Raw genomic sequence first — 17,193 nt, forward strand, 5'->3', positions numbered from 1 at the left:
CAACCTATTTAATTATGCAAACTTATTTCATAAACTGATGAGATGCGAGCATCTGTTTGGGATCAAGCGCCTCATCGAGCTTCTCTTTCGTCATCAGCTTCTGCTCGAGAATGATGTCGTAAACAGATCGGTTGGTGTCCAAAGCTTCCTTAGCCACCTTACTGCAAGTCTTATATCCGAGGTAAGGATTGAGTGCCGTAACGATGCCGATGCTGTTCTTGACCATCTCATAACAATGTTCCTTGTTGACGGTGATGCCCAGAATGCACTCCTCCGTCAGTGTATCGATAGCGTTGCGCAACCACCACAGACTCTCGAAGAGCGACTCCGTGATAACAGGTTCCATCACATTGAGTTCCAACTGACCGGCTTCGGCGGCGAAAGAAACCGTGGTATCGTTACCGATCACCTTGAAACAGACCTGATTGGTAACCTCAGGAATCACAGGATTCACTTTTCCCGGCATAATGGACGATCCAGGAGCCTTGGGCGGAAGATTGATTTCGTGCAAGCCGCAACGCGGTCCCGACGCCATCAGTCGCAGGTCGTTGCAGATTTTGGAGAGCTTAACGGCCAAGCGTTTCAGTGCCGACGAATAGCTCACATAGGCCCCGGTGTCAGGCGTTGCTTCAACGAGGTCGGATGCGGGAGTGAATGTTTCGCCTGTGAGTTTGCTCAAATTGGCAGCACAGAGCTTTGCAAATCCAGGCACGGCATTGAGTCCTGTGCCGATGGCAGTACCTCCCATATTGATCTCGTGGAGCAATTTCACGTTGCGTTCGAGATTGAGAATTTCCTCTTCTAAGTTGGTAGCGTAAGCGTTAAACTCCTGTCCTACGGTCATCGGAACGGCATCTTGCAATTGGGTCCGCCCCATTTTCAAAGCGTCTTTATACTCATCACCTTTGTAACGGAGGGCTGAAATGAGCCCCGTGAGACTGGCAACAAGCGTTTTGTTCATTCGAATGATAGCCAGACGAATGGTTGTCGGATAGACGTCATTGGTAGACTGGCCGCAGTTGCAATGATCATTGGGATAACAATATTGATACTCCCCTTTTTTATGTCCCATAATTTCAAGGGCACGGTTGGCAATCACCTCATTGGCATTCATATTGACCGACGTACCCGCACCACCCTGCATCATATCGATGGGGAAGTCTTCGTGGAACTTACCATCAATAATTTCACGGCAAGCCTGCGAAATAGCACCTGCTATTTCGTCGTTGATCACCCCCAATGTGTGGTTGGTTTGTACGGCCGCCAACTTGACATAAGCTATCGCGATGATGTAATCGGGATAGTCACGAATCTTCTTCCGCGAGATGTGGTAGTTGTTAATACCACGCTGGGTTTGTACTCCGTAATAAGCCTCTGCGGGCACTTTGAGTTCGCCTAAGAGGTCGGACTCTACTCTGAATTTTTGTTCTGACATCGTGTTTTAGTTTTTAAATGTTTTAGTTTATGAGTTATTGAATTGTTGTTTTATTTTTGAGTTTCTAAGTTTGTAAGTTATTGAGTTGTTGCAGGAACTTTCCACGATCTTTATAGAAAAACTATCAGCATATCACCCCGCCATTAATGACATCGACTTTCATCGTACATCCCCAATAGCTATCAGACTTCCATTGCTCATTTCATCATTCATCCAAAATCCTTCACCTATTATCTATCAAAAGCATTTAATGCGATACATAAACCCGAGTTCCACTCTGTTGGTATGGTTATCGGTCAAGGCTGATGCACTTGTATATTTATGGTTATGTCCGATATAGCTGAGTGACACACGAAAGTCTTGTGTCGGATCAGGATAATACTCTACTCCGCCCAAGTACCTCATCGATTTACGATAGTCTTTGAAGTTATCGGAGTGTGGCATACTGGCCGTTTCGTAGGTACCTTTGACGAAAACGTTCCACCGCGGACGGAATTGCCAGTTGGCTTCGGTAATCAACGAGTGATAGTGCACGGGTGTATAGCTATGCATTGCGGGGGCACCGGCTGTACCGGCAACATCTTTCACCTCGGCAGAAACAATACCGAGCCGGTCGAAACTATCAAATTCGCCCATATAATCAACATACCATTGAAAAGTGGGAAGATTGAGTTTCTGCCCCAAAATGAGCATACGCGAATATTTATGTTGCGCTTGCGTCTGCAAGCCCCACGACCAACGAGTCTGCAACCGATCACCGCAAAAGCTGCCGTTCCAATTGACAATGTAGGTAAACGGGCGTTTAGCCGCCCGAATATTACGCAAAGTCAGGGCCGCATTATCTTCATCTAAGGTACCATTGTCGGTGTTCGTAATATCTACCACCAACTCTTGCGTAGGCACAAGGCGGTAAGCCACCGACACACCAGCCATATAACAGTCCATCGATCCCACCATATCCGAGAACTCGTAAATGTACATCGGATTGATGTCGAACTCGAATCCGCCCCAGTGTTGGCATATCTTACCGGCTTCGACAGTCCACTTGTTATCGAGATGATACCCCACAAGCATTATATCCGTAGCTTTTGCGAAGTTGTCGGCCCCTTTGGCAGTATTCGATTTGTTGAGTCTGTGGCACAGACGATAGAACAGTCGGTCGGTAAGATTTCCCTTGATCTCGAGTCGTAACTGCTTGTTGACAAAACCACTGATCCACGATCCGCTCTCGTCTCGTACTTGAGCAGCCGCCGCGTAGTTGAGATAGAGATTGAAAGCATCGGTCTTTTTCTCTAATTTCAGCACGCGGTCGGCCAGCGACCGATAATCGCCGTCAGGGCCGCCCATATCTGTATTGTTGCCCTGTGCATTGACTTGCAAGACTGCCGAAAGTGCCGCGGCCATCAGGAAGAATTGTTTTCGTTTCATCGGTCGGTATATTTTAAGGTGAAATCAATACTTATTGAAAAACTCCTGAATACGTTGCCAGACGCGCGTTTTTGCCAGAGCAAGTATCAAGAGCACACGTGCTTTCTTCAAATTCAGTGTGAGTGTAGCCACGAAATGATATTGAGCATCGTCTATTTTTCCGCTCAAACACGTAGTCTCCATAGGTATACCCGACGAGCAAGCAATGTTGATATCCTTTGCACGAGCTTTCAACGCCACGTCGAACACATCTTTATAGAAGCTGCCATCACCCACGCCACCCCATACAATACCATTGAATCCAGCATCGGTAAAAGCCCGCATCGGCACCGACGAACAGTCGGCATACCCATAAACAATGCCCACGCGGGACAGTTTGCCGATATTATCCACGCTGAACTCACGCTGTGCAGTGTGCCGGTTCTGCTCCGTACTTTTAAGTTCAATGCCCCGTCCGCCCACGAGAATACCCAACCCGAAGCCTCCGACACGTGCTCCGATGAAGATCAAAGTCAGTACAATGGTCAATTGTAACAGTATAAGGGCTGTCAACATAAAGTTTCTTTCTTTGTCGAACGGCAATAGTTACCGGTTCAGTAGTTATGGGCAAAGATAGGAAAAATCATCAATGCGAGAGTTATAAATATCTGTTCATTTTTTGTAAATAACGAAACTTATTCGTATTTTTGCATCCAAAGCACAACAATGAGCAACAACGGAATCCTGAATTTACAGCAGATGGCAGCGCGTTATGCCATTGAAGACATCTTCGGAGCCTGTTTGGTTTATTTCCATTCAGCCTCCGGCAACAGTGCATCGATGCTCACTTTCAGCGGGAGAATTAGCTTTTACGAGGTACTGTTGGTGAAAAAAGGGAAGATGGAAGTATGTGTCGGCGATAACAACATCACGTTACAGGCCGGCGATTTGCTGCTGCTCACCCCCTTTCAACCCGTCGTTACCCGCCCCACTGATACTCATACAGAGGTGGAAGGGTTGCTCATCGAGACTCATTTCTATGCCGGTCTGCGCTCGATCGACCGCGAAACCGACGTGATGATGCCCACAGTGATCACCCATTCCAACCTCGTTTTCCATCTCGACCACCATCAGACAAGCTCTTTCATTGAGCTTTTACACCAGATCAAGCAGGTCGTTCGCCAGCCTCATCTCTACAAATTAGAGATTCTCCAATCGCTGGTTCACGTCTGCTTACTGTTTATCACCGAGCTGCCTTACGACAACAGCCTGCTCACACACGACTTCAAGCACAAGGAAAACATCTTTAAAATCTTCATCCATTTGGCTCATTCCAACTTCCGAAAAGAGCGACAAATCCGCTTCTATGCTAACAAACTCAATATGACAACCACTTATTTGTCGCGTACAGTGCGCGAAATTTCGGGCACAACAATCTACGATCATCTCGCACTTCTTACCTATAACGAGGCCTGCACATTGCTCCGCACGTCCGATCTCACCATTGGCGAGATTGCCGACAGCCTCCACTTCAACGACATCTCGGCCTTCACCAACTTCTTCAAAAGCCGTGCCGGCATCTCCCCATTGAGTTATCGCAACCGAGAATAACACGCAGACATTTATAATCGCCTCCTGACGATTCAATTGAGGTCTCTCAATCAGACGACCTACAATTTATAGACGGAGAGCATTTGACAACTCACGACTCATTATTCACAATCCATCATTTGTCCTTCTCTCCCCCACCGACACACTATTTCATCTTTCCCCTTTCACCCCCTCATCTTTCTATGCAATATCGCCCATATCAAAGGGGTTTACGAAACACCGTTAATCGCCTTGTAAAAGACAGTTAAACGCAGTGCGTTTAACCGTTAGTTGCAACATATTTAACCGTTAGTTGGAAATAGAATTATATCTTATTGAAAATCAACTATATACAATCCTCTTTTTAATTTGTGTGCTTGCCTCCTTAGATATAAATCGAAAACAATCTCTGCCAATAGCTTTCCGGCCTACCATTTCCAGCTCCTCCGAAGAGGAAAAGAAGTGACTTGTCTTTCCCTTTATTCCCTCTTTTCTCTTTAAATATCATTAAATCTGCCGTTTCTTTGATACAATCAGAGAATTTTTCATCTATATTTGTTTATCGAAAAGCGATATAAGAAGATGAGACAAGCACAATTACGACTCGCCGTTATCAGCATTCTTGCTCTCAACCAATACGTGGGCAAGGCACAAACTGCGGGTATCGTATTAGACATCCAGACCCGCTTGCCTATCACAAACGTAAATATCTTTACCGACAACAATAAAACTTTCACAACGAATAAGGCCGGCCGGTTTATCATTACGACGACTTTCGGAAGTGTAACCATTACTCACGGCAATTATATCCGCCGTATCTTAAATAGAAAAGAGATGCAGGACACAATATTTTTATTGCCGAAAAGCATTACGGTCAACGAAGTTATCATCACTGCAAAAGCCCCACGTATCAGCCCCGATATAATGAAAAGCGTTAAAAAGAGCGCTTTCGAGAGCGCTCAACAACCTTCGGGGATGAACTTCCTCGGCTGGTTACGCATCTTTGAAAAGGGATACGTATCGAAGAAAGAGCGTGCGAAGAGACGTAAGGCCATAGAAAATTACTGAATAAGGACTTATGAGCTTTTGTGTGTTTAAGTATCTTAGATTTTTCAATTCATATCGAATCAAATTGCACAAAATGACAAAATAAATTGTAACTTTGTACAATCAAACAAACAAAAAATGAAAACAAGTAAGACGTTTCGATGTTTTTTTGCAGTGCTGATACTGTCTGTGCTGCTCCCAGTTCAGGCTTCAAGACCTGCAACAGCTATGAATGTGAAAGTAGAAAAGGGCGTATCGAAAGAGCTGGCAACAGTCAGAGCACGCGAAATCAACAATATTTCGTATCACATTTCATTTGAAATTCCATTGCGATTAACCCAAGATATAACATTCATCGATACCATTCGCTTTAATCGAAATACTACAACTGATCTGCAACTCGATTTCCAAGGAACCCTGCAAACAGGTGCATCGCGTATCAATGGCGAATTAAGACCATTGCAGGTGATTGACGAACACATCGTCATTCCCGGTAAATGGCTGCATAAGGGGTATAATGAGATCGTGTTAGCAGGCACTTCCGAGAATAAGTCTCTTAATCGCAGCGCCGACTATTTGTACACACTCTTCGTGCCGGATCACGCTCGGAGCGTGTTCCCTTGCTTCGACCAGCCTGATTTGAAAGCGCATTTCTCACTCACACTTACTGTTCCTGAGGGTTGGAAAGTATTGTCTAATGCTCCCGGAAAACGATTGAATAAAAGTGCGAATACAGTATATAAAAATGATATATATACATTTTCGCAGACAGAAAAGATACCGACCTATCTCTTTTCTTTCACTGCCGGTAAATTTCGAACACGCAAAGCAATGCGCGACGGGCGCGAACTCGAAGCCCTGTATCGTGAGACCGACCCGCAGAAAACGGCCCAATTGGATAAAATCTTCGATGAAATTGCGTTCTCATTACGTTGGCTCGAACGTTACACCAACATTCCTTACCCTTTCAAGAAATATGGATTTGCAATTCTTCCGGGGTATCAATTCGGCGGAATGGAGCATCCGGGGGCTATTCAATATCGTGATCGCACGCTCTTTCTCGGCCCTAATCCCACACCCGATGAAGAACTTAAGCGCCTTGAATTGATTGCACACGAAACGGCACATATGTGGTTCGGCGACTTGGTTACAATGCGTTGGTTCGACGATGTATGGACAAAAGAGGTGTTTGCAAATCTGATGGCTTCGAAGATTGCACGTGAACAGTTTCCCGAAATCAACCACGACCTCAACTTCTTAAAGAGTTATCAGACTCGCGCAATAAATACCGACCGCACTGAAGGTACACATCCCATTCAGCAATCATTAGCTAATCTCAATCGTGCCGGGCTGCTTTATGGCAACATTATCTATCACAAGGCACCCGTGATGATGCTCAAATTAGAGCAGCGAATGGGCGAATCGGCTTTCCGAAAAGGGCTGCAATGTTATCTGAAGCGGTTCAGTTATGGCAATGCAACGTGGAACTCGCTCATCCAAATACTTGATAGTGTGAAACCGGAAGCCGCTCTCCCCGCTTTCAGTGAGATATGGGTGAAACAGAAAGGGATGCCGACAATTGTTTGTCAATACACAAATGGGAAGATCAGAATGACCCAAACTGATCCTTTCGGACGCGGACTTGTCTGGCCGCAACAGTTCGTTGTTGGAGCGGTTTATCGTGACTCGCTGTGCCGAATCCCGCAAAATGTGGAGGCAGGTCATTGTGAAACACTGCTCTCAAACGAGCCCTTGACACTCTTTTCTAACTATGATGGCAGCGGTTACGGTCGCTTTCTGACGGCCGATCAATCGCAGACCGAAGCACTTGCGGCGTGGTTTACACAGCCCGAAACATCTCGTTTTGCACTAATGATGACACTCTACGAGAACTATTTAGCCCGCAATATTAACTCGAAACATGCTTTTCAATACTTGTTCCGAGGCTTTCTCGATGAACGAAACGACCTAATTGCCTCTACATGCATTGATTATTTGCGGCGTATTTCGGTCGAGATGCCCTCTTATGGAACACCCGATAATCGGCGAATGGATGCCGAACGCAATCTGTGGACATACGGTTATCACCACAAATTGCCATCGGTGCGGAAGAAGATACTGCAAGTCTTGGGTACATCAGCCGTTGCCCCCGATATCATCAGCAAGATTTACGAAATCTGGAAGACGCAAGCCGACTCGTCGATCACCGTCAACGACTATACGCATATTGCCTATCACTTAGCTATTATGCTTCCCACCCAATGGCAAGAGATACTGGACGTGCAACGCACAAGACTGAAAAACACCGACCAAACACGTGAGTTCGACTTCGTGTCACGTGCTTGCAACCCCGACACGTTGGTTCAACGGCAACTGTTTGACAGTCTGCTGCAACGCGAGAATCGCTCCGTTGAGCCGTGGGCACAGTCAATGCTCGCCCTGCTCAACGCTTCTACGCGTGAGCCTCACAGCAATCGGTATCTCCGGCCGGGCTTAGATGCTTTGCAAGATGTGCAGAAAACAGGTGACATTTTCTTCCCCGGTTACTGGCTTTCAGCACTGCTTGCAGGACACAAAAGTATCGAAGCCAAGCAGATTGTACAGCAATGGATTGCTGCTCATCCCCATTATCCGGTATCATTGATGAATAAACTGAAAGAGAATGCCTATTATCTGTTGAGATAATGGGGTAGAACTGAATTTTGTCTGCAATACATCTGAAAGGCCATCAATCATCAATGGTTAGTCGTCAACAGGCAATTAACTCTGTATTTTATTTTGTTCTTCAACCGAATTGGCGTATCTTTGCAACATCATTCATTACCTAATTATATTCAGAACGACTATGATTCTTTTCTTCAAAACATCCAAAGAGACCGTGATTGCAACAGCTTTCGACCATCGGCCGAGTACAAACGAGACAAACAAACTATGCTGGTTGTATGGCGATGCCACGCTGATCGATACACCGGAACTGACCGGTTATTACGTGGGACCGCGTCGAGAGATGATCACTCCGTGGAGTACGAATGCCGTTGAGATTACACAGAATATGAATCTTAACGGCATTTTGCGTATTGAGGAATATTTTCCCGTTGCTTCAAAAGAAGCCGAACACGATCCAATGCTGCAACGAATGTATGACGATTTGGATCAGAACATCTTCACGATAGACCGTAAACCCGAACCGATCAAATATATCAACGATATAGAAACATATAATGAGCAGGAAGGTTTAGCGCTTTCGCCGGAGGAAATAAAATATCTTCACACCATTGAAAAGGCCAACGGACGTCCGCTGACAGACTCAGAAATCTTCGGATTTGCGCAAATCAATTCAGAGCATTGCCGTCATAAGATTTTCGGAGGTACGTTCGTCATCGACGGAAAAGAGATGGAGTCGTCGCTATTTGCAATGATTAAGAAGACAACCAATGAGAATCCGAATAGTATTTTGAGTGCATATAAAGATAATGTAGCCTTTGCACAGGGGCCGATCATCGAACAGTTTGCACCTAAGGATCAGTCGACAAGCGACTATTTCCAAGTGACAGATGTAGAGAGTGTCATCTCGTTAAAAGCCGAAACACATAATTTCCCTACCACAGTGGAGCCTTTCAACGGTGCTGCAACAGGCACAGGCGGTGAGATTCGTGATCGAATGGCAGGCGGAACGGGCTCTTGGCCCATCGCGGGAACGGCTGTTTATATGACAGCTTACCCGAGATTAGAGGCCGGACTCACCCCCGATTTATCTCAGGTAAGAGCAGAAGACTCCGTGATTCGTGATTGGGAGAATTTGATTCCCGCACGAAAATGGCTGTATCAGACTCCTGAACAGATTTTGATTAAAGCCTCGAACGGAGCCTCTGACTTTGGAAATAAGTTCGGACAACCGCTCATTTGCGGTTCCGTTCTTACTTTTGAACACCAAGAAACGACTGCTAAAACTCCTTCTTCTACGAGAGAAGCGACAATAGATAACTCTCTCTTGGCTTATGATAAAGTGATTATGTTGGCAGGAGGAATCGGTTACGGCACCCGAAGAGACTGTTTAAAGAAAGCTCCGCAGCCTGGAAATAAAGTGGTAGTTGTGGGTGGTGACAATTACAGAATCGGTCTTGGAGGCGGCTCTGTATCGTCAGTTGATACAGGACGATATGCCAACGGCATTGAGCTCAACGCCGTTCAGCGTGCCAATCCGGAGATGCAGAAGCGTGCTTACAACCTTGTGCGTGCCTTGGTAGAGGCAGATGACAATCCCGTTGTGTCCATTCACGACCACGGTTCAGCAGGACATCTCAACTGTTTGTCGGAACTTGTCGAGGAATGCGGCGGTAAAATAGAGATGGATCAACTACCCATCGGCGACCGAACGCTCTCTGCCAAGGAGATTATTGCAAATGAAAGCCAGGAGCGAATGGGCTTACTTATCGATGAAAAACACATCGATCGCGTACGAAAAATTGCCGAACGGGAACGTGCTCCACTGTATGTCGTGGGCGAAACGACAGGCGATGCGCATTTCTCTTTTGTCCAAAAGGATGGCGTCAAGCCGTTCGATCTTGATGTATCACAGATGTTCGGTCATTCGCCTAAGACGATAATGACGGACAAGACGGTAGAACGACACTATGAAAACGTATCTTACGACCTGCAAAAAATCGATGAATACCTTGCACGCGTACTGCAATTAGAAGCCGTTGCGTGCAAAGACTGGCTGACAAATAAAGTAGACCGTTCCGTGACTGGTAAGGTTGCGTGGCAGCAATGTCAAGGAGTGATCCAGCTTCCGTTATCAGATTGCGGTGTGGTTGCACTCGACTACCGCGGTCGTAAGGGTATTGCTACAGCCTTAGGGCACGCTCCCCAGGCGGGGCTTGCATCCCCCTCGGCAGGCTCAGTGCTGTCAGTTGCCGAGTCGTTGACCAATATTGTGTGGGCACCTTTGCGTGAAGGACTGCGCAGTGTGTCGCTTTCGGCCAATTGGATGTGGCCCTGTCGGTCGCGCGAAGGCGAAGATGCGCGACTCTATCAGGCTGTGAAAGCCTTATCGGACTTCTGTTGCAAACTTGGAATCAACGTCCCGACGGGTAAGGACTCGCTGTCACTCACTCAACAATATTCTGATGGTGAAAAAGTGATTGCGCCCGGAACGGTTATTGTTACGAGTGGAGGTGAGGTTTCAGATGTGCGTAACGTGGTGTCACCGGTGGTTATTAACGATAAGAACTCGTCTCTTTATTACATTGATTTCAGCTTCGATGCTCAGCGGTTAGGCGGTTCTGCCTTTGCACAAAGCCTCGGAAAGGTGGGCGATGACGTGCCGACCGTATCTAATGCTGCATATTTCGCAGATTGTTTCGAGGCTGTTCAGGAGTTGATCAACCGTAAATGGATTATGGCCGGACACGATATCAGTGCCGGCGGACTGATTGTCACATTGTTGGAAATGACTTTTGCCAATGCAAAAGGCGGTTTACACATCAATCTTCACGATTTAGCAGACGACGACTTAGTGAAGAATCTCTTTGCCGAAAACCCCGGAATCGTTATCCAAGTGGCCGATTCGCACAAGCACGAACTGCAAAACTACTTAGAAGAAAGAGGAATCGGATTTGCAAAAATCGGTTATCCGACCCCTGATAAACGCACACTCATCGTTAAGAAAGGCGAAATAACACATTCATTCGATATAGATGCCTTGCGCGATACGTGGTTCCGGACCTCTTATTTGCTCGATTCCAAGCAGAGTTTGAACGGAATGGCAAAGAAACGATACATGAATTACAAGAAGCAACCTATCGAGTTCAAATTTAAAAAGGAATTTACGGGGAGGCTTTCTCAATACGACCTCGATGCCGACCGTCGTAAACCGACCGGTATCAAAGCTGCCATCATCCGCGAAAAAGGAACCAACGGTGAGCGCGAAATGGCTTATGCACTTTATCTCGCAGGCTTCGATGTGAAAGATGTCACGATGACCGATCTTATCTGCGGCCGCGAAACATTGGATGAAATCCACCTGATCGTGTTCTGCGGAGGCTTTTCCAATTCCGATGTTTTGGGCTCGGCAAAAGGCTGGGCAGGTGCTTTCCTCTATAATCCGAAAGCCAAAGAGGCGCTCGATCGTTTCTATTCGCGTTCCGATACATTATCCCTGGGTATCTGCAACGGGTGTCAATTGATGGCAGAATTGAATTTAATCAATCCCGAACACCGTCATCGGGGCCATCTCTGTCACAATAACTCGCGTAAATTTGAAAGTGCTTATCTCACATTAAGCATCCCATCGAACAACAGTGTGATGTTCGGCAGTCTCAGCGGATGCAAACTCGGACTATGGGTCGCCCACGGCGAAGGACGATTTTACTTACCCGAGCCCGAGGACCAATACCAAATCGTTGCCAAATATAACTATGCCGAGTATCCCGGTAATCCCAACGGAAGCGACTATAACGCTGCAGCCATCTGCTCAGCAAACGGCCGTCACCTCGCAATGATGCCTCATTTAGAACGCGCCATATTTCCCTGGCAGAACGCATTCTACCCTAATGAGCACCGCGCTGATGACATCACACCGTGGATTGAGGCGTTTGTCAATGCACGAAAATGGATAGAAGAGAGAAAATGAGCAACACGAACAGATTCTATTGGAACAGCTTCAAGACTTTCTTTAAAATAGGAGCATTCACCCTTGGAGGCGGTTATGCGATGATCCCCATTATCGAAGCCGAAGTCGTTGATAGATACAAATGGCTCGAAAAACAAGATTTCATCGATCTAATTGCCGTTGCCCAGAGCTGTCCGGGCGTTTTCGCCATCAATATGAGCATCTTTATCGGCTACAAACTACGCCGACTCCGAGGTGCATTGTGCACGAGTTTGGCCACAACCTTACCCTCGTTCCTGCTCATTCTGCTGATAGCTATGTTCTTCAAGCAATTTGAAGACAATACGATTATAGCTGCAATGTTTCGCGGCATACGTCCGGCCGTCGTGGCATTGATTGCCGCTCCCACGTTCAGTTTAGCTAAAAGTACGAATATTTCGCTAACAAATTGTTGGATTCCGTTGGTCTCTGCCCTTGCAATTTGGCTCTTGGGCGTTAATCCCGTGTACGTAATCATCATCGCAGGAATAGGCGGTTATCTTTACGGGAAGTTCTTAAAAGAAACCTGAATGCAACAACTCATAAACTCAAAATATGCTTTTCGTCTATTTGTTCATCACTTTCTTCGAGATAGGATTATTCGGATTCGGCGGCGGTTACGGTATGTTATCGCTCATTCAAGCCGAAACGGTAGCACATCACCATTGGCTTTCGGCCGCCGAATTTACCAATATCGTAGCCGTTTCACAGATAACGCCGGGACCGATCGGCATCAATTCGGCCACATATTGCGGTTACACGGCAGTTCATAATGCCGGTTACGGCAATGCGATGGCTGCTCTCGGCAGTGCTGTCGCAACGTTTGCATTGGTGCTTCCGTCGTTAATTATGATGATACTCATCAGTAAAATGTTTATGAAATATATGAACACGGCGCCGGTTCAAAACATTTTTGCCGGTCTCAGACCCGCAGTCGTAGGCCTGCTTGCCGCTGCTGCGCTGCTATTGATGACTCCCGAAAACTTCAGCAGCCCCGATCACCCGTGGCAGTTTTGCATAAGCATAGGGCTGTTCATCGCCACTTTCGTCGGCACAAAGATAATACGAATCAATCCTATACGGATGATCGGTTATGCAGCCGTAGCCGGTCTTCTGCTTTTGTATTAAGAATCGGCAATCTATCAGTCATCCAATCCATCTGATTTATGAAAAAACTATCGATCATTTTCTTGTCGCTCACCATCTCACTCGCGGCTATCAGCCAAACTGCAAGCGGCATCCTGCGTTATTATCTGCATCGGCAGGCAACCTATGATGTAGTACTCGACCGACTGAAAAGAATCACGTATCTCGGCGATTCGCTGACACTGATTCGTTATACAGACAATACCCGACATACTATTCTCAATCATCGGATAGACAGCATCGTCTATATCGCAAACTCATCCGTTCCGAACAGCCCATCCAATAGAGCCGTAAACCGAAATCGGAACACCGATCCGCAAGCCTCACAATTGGAATTTCCACATCGAAAAGAGGGCGAAATGAATCTTCTTATCAAGCATTCCACACCTGAATACGGCAATACTTACAGCCTTGAATGGGACTGTTCAAAGAAATCCAATCGCTGGACGTGCTATCAAATGTATGACGGAAACACTTGTGATAACGAGAAACGAAACAATACTTTCAGAGAAGATGAAGACATTCCGACTGCCTATCGTACTGTTCTCAGCCAGTATGTAGGTTCCGGTTTTTCACGAGGACATCTCTGTCCGGCAGCAGATCGACGCTGTTCTAAGGTTCAGAACCAACAAACTTTCTATCTAAGCAATATGCAACCGCAGTACCAACGCCACAATGCCGGCGTCTGGAAGCGACTCGAAACACAGGTACGCGCGTGGAATAACACGGCTTTTCGCGACACGCTTTTTGTCGTCAAGGCCGCCACGATAGACCGAGACGACCAGATTTCAGGTACAACGCGCTCGGGGTTACTTATCCCGAAATACTTTTATATGGCTGTATTGTGCAAGAAAGACGGCCACTATCAGGCCATCGGACTATGGACTTTACACGATGAAAAGAAACATTCGGGCGACTTTTCACAATATGCCATCAGCATAGACGAGCTGGAACGACGCACCGGTATTGACTTCTTCTGCAATCTTCCGGATGACATCGAGGATGAGATCGAAAGCCGGTTAAATATCAATGCGTGGCGTATCAAAACGCCTCATCAGTCTGTTCGGCACATAAAAAATCATCGCTCGCAAAACAACTAACAGTTAAATACACGATGAAAAGCCGTTAAACGGCGCGCGATTAACGGTTAATCGCACGCCGTTTAACCGTTAGTTGCAAGGTAATTAACAGTTAAATGCAAAGGAAAACACAACAAAGAGACAGGAGCCTCACCCCAACCCCTCTCTTTTTAGAGAGGGGAGAATTATGCAATAGCTATTAAATATTATATGAGCGATATTAAAGCAACTTGCTTCTCTCTCCTTTTGAAGAGAGGTTAGAGAGTGAGGCCATTCTTTACTCATACCCTTTTATTCTTCCATTTAACTCTCTTTGAGTATATAAAAGATGCGCCGCAATTCTCAACGAACTGCGGCGCACCCCTTATGTTTAACTTAAATCTTTTTCGAACGAAATGAAAACCTCACGGCCTTCATTGTTACCCGTTAAACAATCTGTAAAATCTACCTTAAACCTAATAACTAAAAACCTAAATCTATTACTACTAACCTAAACAATCTATTAACCTTTTGACGATGCAAAGGTACGCTGAATTTTGCACGCGCACAATACTTTTGCCTTTCATTTTACAGTAAAATGCACTTTTATTGACATAAATCAATGAGTTGTGTACGTACACAATGGAAAATAAAGGCATTTCAATCGGTTTTCTTTGCAAATACATCGGTAAGTATTATCTTTGTATTCGGATTAAGAACAAGATAGCAATGCGTGTATTGATAGTGAATACCAGCGAGAAGACGGGCGGTGCAGCAGTAGCTTCCAATCGGCTGATGGATGCACTGAACAATAACGGCGTGAAAGCCAAAATGCTGGTTCGGGACAAGCAAACCGATCATATCACGGTGGCGGCATTGCCTCGTTCACCGATGCTCAGATGGCATTTTCTATGGGAACGATGGTGTATCTTTCGGCAATTGCACTTCTCTCGCGATCACCTTTTCGAAATAGACATCGCCAATTCGGGCTCGGACATCACGTCATTACCCGAATTTAAAGAGGCAGATGTTATTCATTTAGCGTGGATCAATCAAGGAATGCTCTCACTGAACGGCATTCGCAAGATTTTAGATACAGGCAAACCGGTAGTTTGGACGATGCACGACGCGTGGCCGGCTACGGCTATCTGCCATTACACACACGGTTGTCCGAAGTTCAAGACCGCGTGTCACGAGTGCCCATTGTTGCCCGGCGGCGGCTCGAAGACCGACCTATCCAACAAGATTTGGCACCGGAAGCAACGCGTTTTACACAACCGCAACATCTATTATGTCACTTGCAGCGAGTGGCTTGGCCGACAAGCGCGCCAGAGCGCACTGCTTCGGGGCCAGGAGGTGGTGACGATTCCGAATCCGATTGATACGCGAATGTTTTGTCCGAAAAGTCAAAAGGAAGCGCGACAAAGGGCCGGACTTATCACGGATAAGCAGCTGATATTATTTGTCTCACAACGAGTAACGGACAAACGCAAAGGTATCGATTTCTTGATCGAAGCTGTCGGCAAACTCATAGAGGCTCGCCCGGAGCTGAAAGACCATTTAGGCGTGGCCATTTTGGGCGGACAGTCAGAGGCAATTACCGACAATCTGCCGTTGCCAGTGTATTCTTTGGGCTACGTTTCAGATGAAAAGCGACTCGTGGATATTTATAATTCGGCCAATGTTTTCGTTCTTCCATCATTGGAAGACAATCTTCCGAATACCATTATGGAGTCAATGGCGTGCGGCGTGCCGTGTATCGGATTCCGTGTAGGCGGAATTCCCGAGATGATCGACCATAAGATAAATGGCTATGTGGCCGAATTTAAAGACGCATCAGACTTTGCGGCAGGCTTGTTTTGGGTTTTGCACGAAGCCGATCACGATGAGTTGCGACGCAATGCAGTACAAAAAGTGCAGTCGAAGTATTCTCAAACCTACGTGTCACAGCGTTATATAGAGGTGTATAACCAGGCTTTGGCCATCAAAGAGTTCCATTTATGATCCGATTTACCATCATTACAGTAACATTCAATGCCGAAGCTGTATTCCAACGAACAGCAAACAGCGTGTTGATGCAGACTTATCCTTATGTGGAACACCTGATTATCGACGGTGCTTCGCGTGATCGCACGGTAGAAATGGCTCATATATATAAGGTGAAATCAGATGAAGCAAAAACAGGTCATAATATTTTGATCGCTTCGGAACCCGACAACGGACTCTATGATGCAATGAATAAGGGCCTGCACAAGGCTTCGGGCGATTATGTTTGCTACCTGAATGCGGGCGATGTGCTGCCTTCTGCCGACACACTCGACCTCATTGCAGGCAGCGTCGGAGATGGAGAGATCTTGCCCGGCGTACTTTACGGCGACACGGATGTGGTGGATTCAGAGGGCCGTTTTTTGTATCATCGTCAGCATTCTGTGCCCGAACGGCTTACGTGGAAATCGTTTCGGCAAGGAATGTTGGTATGTCATCAGGCCTTTTATGCCCGTACTGACCTTGCGAAAAACACTCCCTATGACTTACATTATCGATTATCGGCCGACATAGATTGGTGTATTCGCATAATGAAAGAGGCCGAAGCGAGTCATCTTCCGCTGCGTAACGTACACGCAGTGGTAGTCAATTATTTGGAGGGAGGAATGAGTGTGAAGAATCATCGGGCATCACTTATCGAGCGTTTCCACCTGATGACTCGTCATTATGGCCTTTTTTGTACCCTCACAATGCACCTTTGGTTTGTCATTCGCACTGCTTTGAAGTAATGGGAAACTCCTAATTTATTACGAATTTGTTACTTTTTAAGTAATAAATAATCCAAAAAGCTACCATTCATTCAAAATATTCAT

The 17,193-nt window shown here is 46.2% G+C and carries 12 protein-coding genes; 9 read left to right on the plus strand and 3 right to left on the minus strand.

Going from position 1 to position 17,193, the window contains the following annotated elements:
- Window positions 1–22: 22 nt before the first annotated feature.
- The 3 genes from RWY97_RS06520 to RWY97_RS06530 all read right to left on the minus strand — a co-directional run bounded on the left by RWY97_RS06520 (window position 23) and on the right by RWY97_RS06530 (window position 3,418).
- Window positions 23–1,435 carry an aspartate ammonia-lyase gene (locus RWY97_RS06520; RefSeq protein ID WP_021583791.1) on the minus strand — a complete coding sequence of 471 codons (1,413 nt, stop codon included), beginning with the start codon at window positions 1,433–1,435 and terminating at the stop codon, window positions 23–25.
- A 237-nt stretch (window positions 1,436–1,672) separates the two neighbouring features.
- On the minus strand, window positions 1,673–2,863 hold the full coding sequence (locus tag RWY97_RS06525) for a porin (RefSeq protein WP_315566207.1): 1,191 nt from the start codon (window positions 2,861–2,863) through the stop codon (window positions 1,673–1,675).
- 24 nt (window positions 2,864–2,887) lie between these two features.
- Window positions 2,888–3,418 carry an L-asparaginase family protein gene (locus RWY97_RS06530; protein ID WP_315566210.1) on the minus strand — a complete coding sequence of 177 codons (531 nt, stop codon included), beginning with the start codon at window positions 3,416–3,418 and terminating at the stop codon, window positions 2,888–2,890.
- 150 nt (window positions 3,419–3,568) lie between these two features.
- On the opposite strand from RWY97_RS06530, the gene RWY97_RS06535 reads away from it, so the two are divergent.
- From RWY97_RS06535 to RWY97_RS06575, 9 genes are all read left to right on the plus strand, one after another.
- On the plus strand, window positions 3,569–4,453 hold the full coding sequence (locus RWY97_RS06535) for a helix-turn-helix domain-containing protein (RefSeq protein ID WP_315566212.1): 885 nt from the start codon (window positions 3,569–3,571) through the stop codon (window positions 4,451–4,453).
- 561 nt (window positions 4,454–5,014) lie between these two features.
- On the plus strand, window positions 5,015–5,500 hold the full coding sequence (locus RWY97_RS06540; RefSeq protein WP_315566213.1) for a hypothetical protein: 486 nt from the start codon (window positions 5,015–5,017) through the stop codon (window positions 5,498–5,500).
- A gap of 117 nt (window positions 5,501–5,617) precedes the next feature.
- Window positions 5,618–8,164 (plus strand): M1 family metallopeptidase, encoded by a 2,547-nt coding sequence (locus RWY97_RS06545; protein ID WP_315566214.1) that lies wholly within the window; start codon window positions 5,618–5,620, stop codon window positions 8,162–8,164.
- Between the two features lie 160 nt (window positions 8,165–8,324).
- Complete coding sequence (purL, locus tag RWY97_RS06550; protein WP_315566215.1) at window positions 8,325–12,113, plus strand: phosphoribosylformylglycinamidine synthase; 3,789 nt, start codon at window positions 8,325–8,327, stop codon at window positions 12,111–12,113.
- On the plus strand, window positions 12,092–12,661 hold the full coding sequence (locus RWY97_RS06555; protein WP_315566217.1) for a chromate transporter: 570 nt from the start codon (window positions 12,092–12,094) through the stop codon (window positions 12,659–12,661). Before purL ends, RWY97_RS06555 begins: the two co-directional genes overlap by 22 nt.
- Window positions 12,662–12,686: 25 nt before the next feature.
- Window positions 12,687–13,259 (plus strand): chromate transporter, encoded by a 573-nt coding sequence (locus RWY97_RS06560; protein ID WP_314078810.1) that lies wholly within the window; start codon window positions 12,687–12,689, stop codon window positions 13,257–13,259.
- A 38-nt stretch (window positions 13,260–13,297) separates the two neighbouring features.
- Window positions 13,298–14,377 (plus strand): DNA/RNA non-specific endonuclease, encoded by a 1,080-nt coding sequence (locus RWY97_RS06565; RefSeq protein ID WP_315566219.1) that lies wholly within the window; start codon window positions 13,298–13,300, stop codon window positions 14,375–14,377.
- A 687-nt stretch (window positions 14,378–15,064) separates the two neighbouring features.
- Window positions 15,065–16,339 carry a glycosyltransferase family 4 protein gene (locus tag RWY97_RS06570; RefSeq protein WP_315566247.1) on the plus strand — a complete coding sequence of 425 codons (1,275 nt, stop codon included), beginning with the start codon at window positions 15,065–15,067 and terminating at the stop codon, window positions 16,337–16,339.
- Window positions 16,336–17,109 carry a glycosyltransferase family 2 protein gene (locus tag RWY97_RS06575; protein WP_315566221.1) on the plus strand — a complete coding sequence of 258 codons (774 nt, stop codon included), beginning with the start codon at window positions 16,336–16,338 and terminating at the stop codon, window positions 17,107–17,109. Before RWY97_RS06570 ends, RWY97_RS06575 begins: the two co-directional genes overlap by 4 nt.
- Window positions 17,110–17,193: the final 84 nt, after the last annotated feature.

It is taken from the genome of Hoylesella pleuritidis, assembly GCF_963541955.1.
Lineage (GTDB): Bacteria > Bacteroidota > Bacteroidia > Bacteroidales > Bacteroidaceae > Prevotella > Prevotella pleuritidis.

Coding starts and splice junctions, on each gene's coding strand:
- RWY97_RS06520 (WP_021583791.1), bottom strand. CDS start 1,435: ATGTCAGAACAAAAATTCAGAGTAGAGTCCGACCTCTTAGGCGAACTC.
- RWY97_RS06525 (WP_315566207.1), bottom strand. CDS start 2,863: ATGAAACGAAAACAATTCTTCCTGATGGCCGCGGCACTTTCGGCAGTC.
- RWY97_RS06530 (WP_315566210.1), bottom strand. CDS start 3,418: ATGTTGACAGCCCTTATACTGTTACAATTGACCATTGTACTGACTTTG.
- RWY97_RS06535 (WP_315566212.1), top strand. CDS start 3,569: ATGAGCAACAACGGAATCCTGAATTTACAGCAGATGGCAGCGCGTTAT.
- RWY97_RS06540 (WP_315566213.1), top strand. CDS start 5,015: ATGAGACAAGCACAATTACGACTCGCCGTTATCAGCATTCTTGCTCTC.
- RWY97_RS06545 (WP_315566214.1), top strand. CDS start 5,618: ATGAAAACAAGTAAGACGTTTCGATGTTTTTTTGCAGTGCTGATACTG.
- purL (WP_315566215.1), top strand. CDS start 8,325: ATGATTCTTTTCTTCAAAACATCCAAAGAGACCGTGATTGCAACAGCT.
- RWY97_RS06555 (WP_315566217.1), top strand. CDS start 12,092: ATGGATAGAAGAGAGAAAATGAGCAACACGAACAGATTCTATTGGAAC.
- RWY97_RS06560 (WP_314078810.1), top strand. CDS start 12,687: ATGCTTTTCGTCTATTTGTTCATCACTTTCTTCGAGATAGGATTATTC.
- RWY97_RS06565 (WP_315566219.1), top strand. CDS start 13,298: ATGAAAAAACTATCGATCATTTTCTTGTCGCTCACCATCTCACTCGCG.
- RWY97_RS06570 (WP_315566247.1), top strand. CDS start 15,065: ATGCGTGTATTGATAGTGAATACCAGCGAGAAGACGGGCGGTGCAGCA.
- RWY97_RS06575 (WP_315566221.1), top strand. CDS start 16,336: ATGATCCGATTTACCATCATTACAGTAACATTCAATGCCGAAGCTGTA.